At 73.9% G+C, this 6,148-nt stretch carries 9 protein-coding genes; 4 read left to right on the forward strand and 5 right to left on the reverse strand.

All coding sequences use genetic code 11. The features are described 5' to 3' along the window. From ACFE86_RS20730 to ACFE86_RS20745, 4 genes are all read left to right on the forward strand, one after another. A partial coding sequence (locus tag ACFE86_RS20730; RefSeq protein ID WP_375457211.1) for an extensin family protein occupies positions 1-752 on the forward strand: 752 nt, incomplete at its 5' end. A gap of 140 nt (positions 753-892) precedes the next feature. Beyond that, complete coding sequence (locus ACFE86_RS20735; protein WP_375457212.1) at positions 893-1,360, forward strand: hypothetical protein; 468 nt, start codon at positions 893-895, stop codon at positions 1,358-1,360. Then, positions 1,357-2,016 carry a ribonuclease T gene (locus ACFE86_RS20740; protein ID WP_375457213.1) on the forward strand — a complete coding sequence of 220 codons (660 nt, stop codon included), beginning with the start codon at positions 1,357-1,359 and terminating at the stop codon, positions 2,014-2,016. The genes ACFE86_RS20735 and ACFE86_RS20740 overlap by 4 nt, the downstream gene beginning before the upstream one ends. A 61-nt stretch (positions 2,017-2,077) precedes the next feature. Then, a complete protein-coding gene (locus ACFE86_RS20745; protein ID WP_375457214.1) occupies positions 2,078-2,923 on the forward strand; it encodes a 23S rRNA (adenine(2030)-N(6))-methyltransferase RlmJ in 846 nt (281 codons plus the stop codon). A gap of 112 nt (positions 2,924-3,035) precedes the next feature. Here the strand turns inward: ACFE86_RS20745 and mdcG are convergent, their stop codons facing one another. The 5 genes from mdcG to ACFE86_RS20770 form a co-directional block, all read right to left on the reverse strand. Next, positions 3,036-3,674: a malonate decarboxylase holo-[acyl-carrier-protein] synthase gene (gene mdcG, locus ACFE86_RS20750; RefSeq protein WP_375457215.1), complete on the reverse strand. Its 639-nt coding sequence runs from the start codon at positions 3,672-3,674 to the stop codon at positions 3,036-3,038. Positions 3,675-3,676: 2 nt separating this feature from the next. Next, positions 3,677-4,393, reverse strand: a complete 717-nt coding sequence (gene mdcE, locus ACFE86_RS20755) for a biotin-independent malonate decarboxylase subunit gamma (RefSeq protein ID WP_375457216.1) — start codon at positions 4,391-4,393, stop codon at positions 3,677-3,679. Next, positions 4,380-5,282 (reverse strand): biotin-independent malonate decarboxylase subunit beta, encoded by a 903-nt coding sequence (locus tag ACFE86_RS20760; protein WP_375457217.1) that lies wholly within the window; start codon positions 5,280-5,282, stop codon positions 4,380-4,382. The genes mdcE and ACFE86_RS20760 overlap by 14 nt, the downstream gene beginning before the upstream one ends. Continuing rightward, positions 5,279-5,593, reverse strand: a complete 315-nt coding sequence (gene mdcC / locus ACFE86_RS20765) for a malonate decarboxylase acyl carrier protein (RefSeq protein WP_375457218.1) — start codon at positions 5,591-5,593, stop codon at positions 5,279-5,281. Before mdcC ends, ACFE86_RS20760 begins: the two co-directional genes overlap by 4 nt. Before the next feature lie 13 nt (positions 5,594-5,606). Further along, positions 5,607-6,148: malonate decarboxylase subunit alpha (locus tag ACFE86_RS20770; RefSeq protein WP_375457219.1), on the reverse strand; the 542-nt coding region annotated here is incomplete at its 5' end.

The following is a 6,148-nucleotide window of genomic DNA, read 5'->3' on the forward strand; positions in this document are numbered from 1 at the left end:
TGACGCTCGGCTGCCCGGCGCTGGCCGAGGCCGAGGCGTGGCTCGCCGACACGATCCAGCCGGCCGCGAACCTGTATTTCGGACAGGCCGTCGCCGAGATCAACGCCGGCACCTATGCCTGCCGCGGGCGCAACAACCAGGTCGGCGCCAAGCTGTCCGAGCATTCCTTCGGCAACGCCGTCGACGTGATGTCGTTCAAGCTCGCGGACGGATACGTGATCACCGTCAAGGGCGGATGGCGCGGCACCGAGGCCGAGCAGGGGTTCCTGCGCGAGGTGTTCATCGGGGCGTGCCAGCGGTTCACCACCGTGCTGGCGCCGGGCTCCAACGTGTTCCACTACGACCATATCCACGTCGACCTCGCCCGGCACGACCCGCGCGGGCTGAAGCGGATCTGCCAGCCGCTGATCAAGTTCACGCCGCAGCTCGGCTCCGGCAACGAGCGGCCGATGTCGCGCCCGCGCCCGCCCGAGCGCCAGCCGGCTCCGCCGCAGGCCCCGGTGGATATCGAGGAGGACGATCCCTACGGCGTCGCGCCGACGTCGAGGGCGCCGAGCCCGACCCAGGTCGCCCGCGCCCCGGCCCGGCCGGCGGCGCCCTCGGCCTATGCCTCGGCCCCGTCGCCGCGCCCGCCGGCCGCCCGTCCCGCCCCCCGCGCCGCCGCTGCGTTTCCGGACGAGGAGCCGGCGCCGGGCTTCGAGGAGCCGTTGTCGCTGGCCGCGCCGGGACTTTCGGCGGGGCCGATCTACTGAGCGTGCCGGGTCGGCCCTGGGTGTGCCTCGCACGACCCACATCATCCTGAAATCGCTGGCAACAGCGCCGTCCGGCTTGACTTGATGGCGCCTCGGGCCATCGTCCGCGGATGCCGGACCTCACGCCACCCCGCACCGCCATGCATTCGAAGACCGTCTCGGTCGCCCTCGGCGTCGGCCTGATCCTGGCCGGCTGCCTCCAGCCGGCGCTCGCCCGCTCGGCGCGCGAGGACATCGAGCCCTCCGAGGAGCGCGCCTTCCCCTTCGACGCCGACATCCCCGGCTGCCAGGACGCGGGCGTGCTGGAGAAGGTCTCGACCCAGTTCGCGGAGAAGGAGGCGAAGTTCTGGAACTCGTCGCTGACGATCGTGTCCTACGACACGATCGAGCGCACGGCGTGGCGGCCCTGGGGCCTCGACTACATCCCGCGCCGCTTCTGCACCGCCACTGCCACGACCTCCGACGGCATCCGCCGCAAGGTCGACTACTCGGTGCGCGAGAGCCTCGGCATCATCGGCGCGACGTGGGGCGTCGAGCTCTGCGTCCACGGCCTCGACCGCGACCTCAGCTACGCCTACGCCACCGCCTGCCGCATGGCGCGTCCGTGAGGCGCTTCGGTCTCGCCCTGGCGCTGGTCCTGGCAGCCTCGGGCGCGCGGGCGCAGGATTACGGCGGCTTCGGCCGCGGCGACACGCCGGGCAGCTTCGACTTCTACGTGCTGGCGCTGTCGTGGTCGCCGACCTATTGCGAGACCGCCGGCGAGCGCGACAGGCGCCAATGCTCCGCCGGCCGCGGTCTCGGCTTCGTGCTGCACGGCCTGTGGCCGCAATACGCCCGCGGCTTCCCGCAGAACTGCGCGGCGGTCCAGCGTTCGCCGACCCCGCAGGCGATGGACGTCGCCGGCGAGGTCTACCCGAGCGAGGGGCTGGCCCGCTACGAATGGCGCAAGCACGGCACCTGCTCCGGCCTCGACCCGACCGCATATTTCCGCGCCGCCCGCGAAGCGCGGCTGGCGGTGACGATCCCCGACGATTTCAAGAACTTCGGGTCGGAACGCAGCGTCGCGCCGATCGAGGTCGCGCGCCAGTTCGTGACCACGAACAAGGGCCTGCGGCCGGACATGATGGCGGTCGTGTGCACGCGCGGGCGGTTGCAGGAGGTGCGGGTGTGCCTGTCCAAGGACCTGCGCGCGTTCACGGCCTGCCCCGAGGTCGCGCGCGCCAACTGCCGGTCGCCGGAGATCACCCTGGGCGCCGCCCGCTGAATCCGGTTTTCGTCCCGCGGGCGATCCGGCGGCGCCGCGAGCCCGGCTCGGCCGTGCCCGCATGAACTACCGCCACGCCTTCCACGCGGGCAACTTCGCCGACGTGCTCAAGCACCTCGTGCTGACGCGGGTGCTCGCCCATCTCGCGCTCAAGCCGGCGCCGTTCCGCGCGATCGACACCCATGCGGGCCTGGGCTTCTACGATCTCGCCGCCGCCGAGGCCGGCCGCACGGCGGAGTGGCTCGACGGCTGGGGCCGCCTCGACACGCCGTTCCCGGACGCGGTCGAACACATCCTCGCGCCCTATCGCGCGGCGGTCGCCGCCGTGCGGGCGCGCCACGGCGCGACGATCTATCCGGGCTCGCCGGCGTTGATCCGCGAGGCGTTGCGCGCCGGCGACCAGGGCGTGTTCGTCGAGCTTCACCCGGAGGATCACGATGGGCTGCGCGCGCGCTTCAACGGGCATGCTCGCACCAAGGTGCTGCACGGCGACGGCTGGACCGCGCTCAACGCGATGATCCCGCCGCCCGAGCGCCGCGGCCTCGTGCTGATCGACCCGCCCTACGAGGTGCCGGGCGAGATCGACCGCCTCGGCGCGCACCTGGCCAGGGCGGCGGCGAAGTGGCCGACCGGGGTGTTCGTGGCGTGGTACCCGATCAAGACCCCCGCCGCCGTCGAGCGCATGGCGGCGACGCTGGGCGGCGCCCTCGCCCGCCCGGCCCTGCGCCTCGACCTGCTGATCGACCGGCCCGACGACGCGCGGCTCAGCGGCTGCGGCCTGATCGTCGTCAACCCGCCGTGGCGGCTCGCCGACGAGGCTTCGTTGTTCCTGCCGGCGCTGGCCGAGCGGCTGGCGCGGGGCGGCTACGGCGCGTTCCGCTGCGAGGCGCTGGGGCCACGAGCCTGAATCCGGACGGCGGCCCGGATGCGGGCCGCCTTCTCCTGAGACAAGGCTCGATCAGTCATCTCGGCTGGATCGGGAACGCAAGAATTCCGAAGGCGCGTTTCCGGACGGACACTCAGGATTCCAGGCACGCTGCCCGCACCAGCGCCGCGCCGTCGAGTCCCTTGGCCAGCACCGATCCGCCGGGCCGGGCCTCGCGCAGTTCGCGCCAGTTGAGGCCGCTTCCGTCCGGCAGGACGACCTCGCCGTCGAGCCGCATCGGCGCCCCCGCCGCGATCGCCGCCAGCCGGTCGAGGAACCCGCGCGTCGCGTCGGCGGGCCAGAGCAGGTCGAGGTCGGAGGCCGCGGTGAGGTAGGGCAGCCCGGTCAGGGCCTGCCAGAGCAGGCCGCCGAACACCCGCGGGACGAGGCCGTGCGCGGCGGCGAGCGCCAGCACGGCGTCGATCGCCGGATGCCAGGCGGCCGGCGCGGCGTCGCGCGCGGCGGCGAGGGTCACGGCCGGGCGTGGGATCGCGGCCGGCCACGGCACCGCGAGGCCGATGCGGCGCTTGCCGGCCGAGGGCGGCAGCGGCAGGCCGGCGGGGAGGTGGTCGTGGGCCTCGCCGGGATGGCGTCGGCGGACGATCACCGGCCAGCCGCTGCGGGCCCAGGCGTCGAGATGCGGCACGCGGTCGAGATCGGGCCGTCCGGCGAGCAGGCGAGCCCAGGCGTCGGGTGCCACGACGAACAGGTCGTGGCGGAGAAGCCCCCGCACCCTCAGCGCGCCTGCGCGGCCCGGATCACCCGCGCGGCGATGTCGTGGGCGATCGCGCGGCCGCCGCGGGCTTGGCCAAGCGCGTCGCGGGTGTCGCTCGCGGGCAGGTCGGCGATCAGCGCCGCGATTTGCGGGCCGAGGGGTCTGCCTGCGTCGAGCACCGCCTGCACCGCGCCGGCCCGGACCATGTTGTCGAGCCCCGGCGCGAAGACCGGCGTCGATCGCGCCATGCGCTCCAGCGTGTCGAGCGGGAGCTTGGTGATGCGCGCGACGGAGGGCAGGTCCATCACGCTGGGATTGGCGCCGGGCAGGGCGACGAGCACGCGGGTGGCGAGCGCGGTGGCGATGAAGGCGCCGGCGGCCGAGTGCCCGTAGATCAGGCCGATCGTCGGGTGGCCTTCGGCATCGGCGAGCAGCAGCGCCTTCGCCAGATGCGCGAGGCATTCGTTCAATCCCAAAAGCTCGTCGCGCCGGCTCATGCGCTGGCTGTCGGAATCGACCATGACCAGGATCGGCGCGGCCCTCCCCGAGCGGACCGTGGCCAGCACCGCAGCCGAGAGCGCGAGCGCGCCCTCGATGCCGAGCGGCGTATCGCCGTCGACGCCGATCACCGCGATCGTCCCGTCGCCGAGCGGCCCGTGGCCGGTGATCAGGCCGTCGGCGACCGCGACCGCGTGGCCCTGCGGAAACAGCGAGGCCAGGATCTCAGCGAGCGTCATGGGTGGTCCCCCGGAGGCCCGCGACCAGGGCGTCGAACGCCTGCGTCGTCAGCGCCGGCACGCCGTCCGGGTCGTTCACGCCGAGGCGCGCCCAGATCCCGGCGGCGTCGCGGCAATCGCCGAAGCTGTCGATGCGCGCCTCGAGCCGCGCCTGCTCGGCCTCCAGCGTCGCGAGGTCGAAGGCCGGCGCCCGGCCGATCAGGTCGAGGGCCGCGGCGCGGAACGCCGCGGCGGTGTCGTCGCAGAACAGGTCGGCGCCGCCGGTCAGCCGCCGGTGCTTGCCGCCCAGGGTGCGCCAGACCAGTGCGCGGTCCTTGGAATCGAACTCCTCGGCGCCCCTGTTGGTCTCGATCACCTCCGGCCCCGACACCGCGATGCGCCCGCCCTCCGAGACCGCGAGCCGCGAGCAGGTGGCGGCGATGAGGCCGCCGCCGCCGAAACAGCCGGCGCGCCCGCCGATCAGCCCCACCACCGGGATGCCGGCGCGGCGCAGGTCGGCGACGGCGCGCATGGCCTCGGCGATCGCCGTCTCGCCGGCATTGGCCTCCTGCAGGCGCACGCCGCCGGTGTCGAACAGGATCAGCACGGCGTGCGGTCTCTGCGCGAGCGCGGCGCGCAGCAGCCCGACGAGCTTGGCCCCGTGGACCTCGCCGAAGGCGCCGCCCAGGAAGCGGCCCTCCTGCGCGGCCACGTACACCGCCTCGCCGTCGAGGCGGCCGGCGCCGACGACGATGCCGTCGTCGAAGGCGCGGGGCAGGTCGAACAGCGGCAGGTGCGGGCTCATCGCCCGCTCCTCCGGCCCGACGAATTCCGCGAAGCTGCCCGCGTCGAGGAACGCGGCGACGCGCTGGCGCGCGCTCGCCTCGTACCAGCTTAAGGCGCGGCTCATCCATCCGCCTCCATCAGGCGCGCGCCCTGAGCCAGGCGCAGCGACACGGTGTCGGGGCGCGCCCCACCGTCGTTGATTGCGATGCGCAGGCCGCCGGGCTGGGCGCGCGCCACGAAATCGGCCGCCACCGCCGCCCAGACCTCGCCGTAGCCGTGGACCGGCGTCGCGATCTCGATGCTGCACCGGTCCGGCGGCAGCACCCGCTCCAGCAGCACCTCGAGGTTGCCGGAGGCGACCACGCCGACGATCGCCAGGGGCTTTTTCCCAGGCAGAGGTTTTTGCGTGGCATGGTGGAAGGTCATCGTTTCCATCGAAAAGCGGTCCTCACCAGTTCCGGAACCGCGCCGGCGGCTCGTACAGGCCGCCCGACCAATGCACGAGGTCCTTGATCGACCGCGCCGCGAGCAGGGCGCGGTCGGCATCGAGCGGCTCGATGCCGAGATCCTCCGGGCGGCAGACGATGCCGCGGGCGCGCAGCGCCTCGACCTTGGCCCGGTCGCGCCCGCGCCCGACCTCCGTGTAGCCGGCAACGCCGCGGATCGCCTGCTCGCGCTCGTCCACGGTCCGGCACAGCAGCAGGTTGGCGATGCCCTCCTCGGTGACGATGTGCGTCACGTCGTCGGCGTAGACCATCACCGGCGCCAGCGCCAAGCCGAGCGTCCTGGCGAGTTCCAGGGCGTCGAGGTGTTCCACGAAAGCCGGCACCAGCCCGTCGCCGAAGGTCTCCACGAGTTGCACCACGAGCTTGCGCCCGCGCAGCAGCGCCGGGTCGCCGGCGCCGCCCGCCTCGCGGCCCGCCTTCATCCAGGTCTCGGAGGGGTGGCGCCGCCCGTGCGGGTCCGAGCCCATGTTCGGCGCGCCGCCGA

Source organism: uncultured Methylobacterium sp. (genome assembly GCF_964244095.1).
In the GTDB taxonomy this organism is placed as follows: Bacteria; Pseudomonadota; Alphaproteobacteria; order Rhizobiales; family Beijerinckiaceae; genus Methylobacterium.

Coding starts and splice junctions, on each gene's coding strand:
- ACFE86_RS20745 (WP_375457214.1), top strand. CDS start 2,078: ATGAACTACCGCCACGCCTTCCACGCGGGCAACTTCGCCGACGTGCTC.
- mdcC (WP_375457218.1), bottom strand. CDS start 5,593: ATGGAAACGATGACCTTCCACCATGCCACGCAAAAACCTCTGCCTGGG.
- mdcE (WP_375457216.1), bottom strand. CDS start 4,393: ATGACGCTCGCTGAGATCCTGGCCTCGCTGTTTCCGCAGGGCCACGCG.
- ACFE86_RS20760 (WP_375457217.1), bottom strand. CDS start 5,282: ATGAGCCGCGCCTTAAGCTGGTACGAGGCGAGCGCGCGCCAGCGCGTC.
- ACFE86_RS20735 (WP_375457212.1), top strand. CDS start 893: ATGCATTCGAAGACCGTCTCGGTCGCCCTCGGCGTCGGCCTGATCCTG.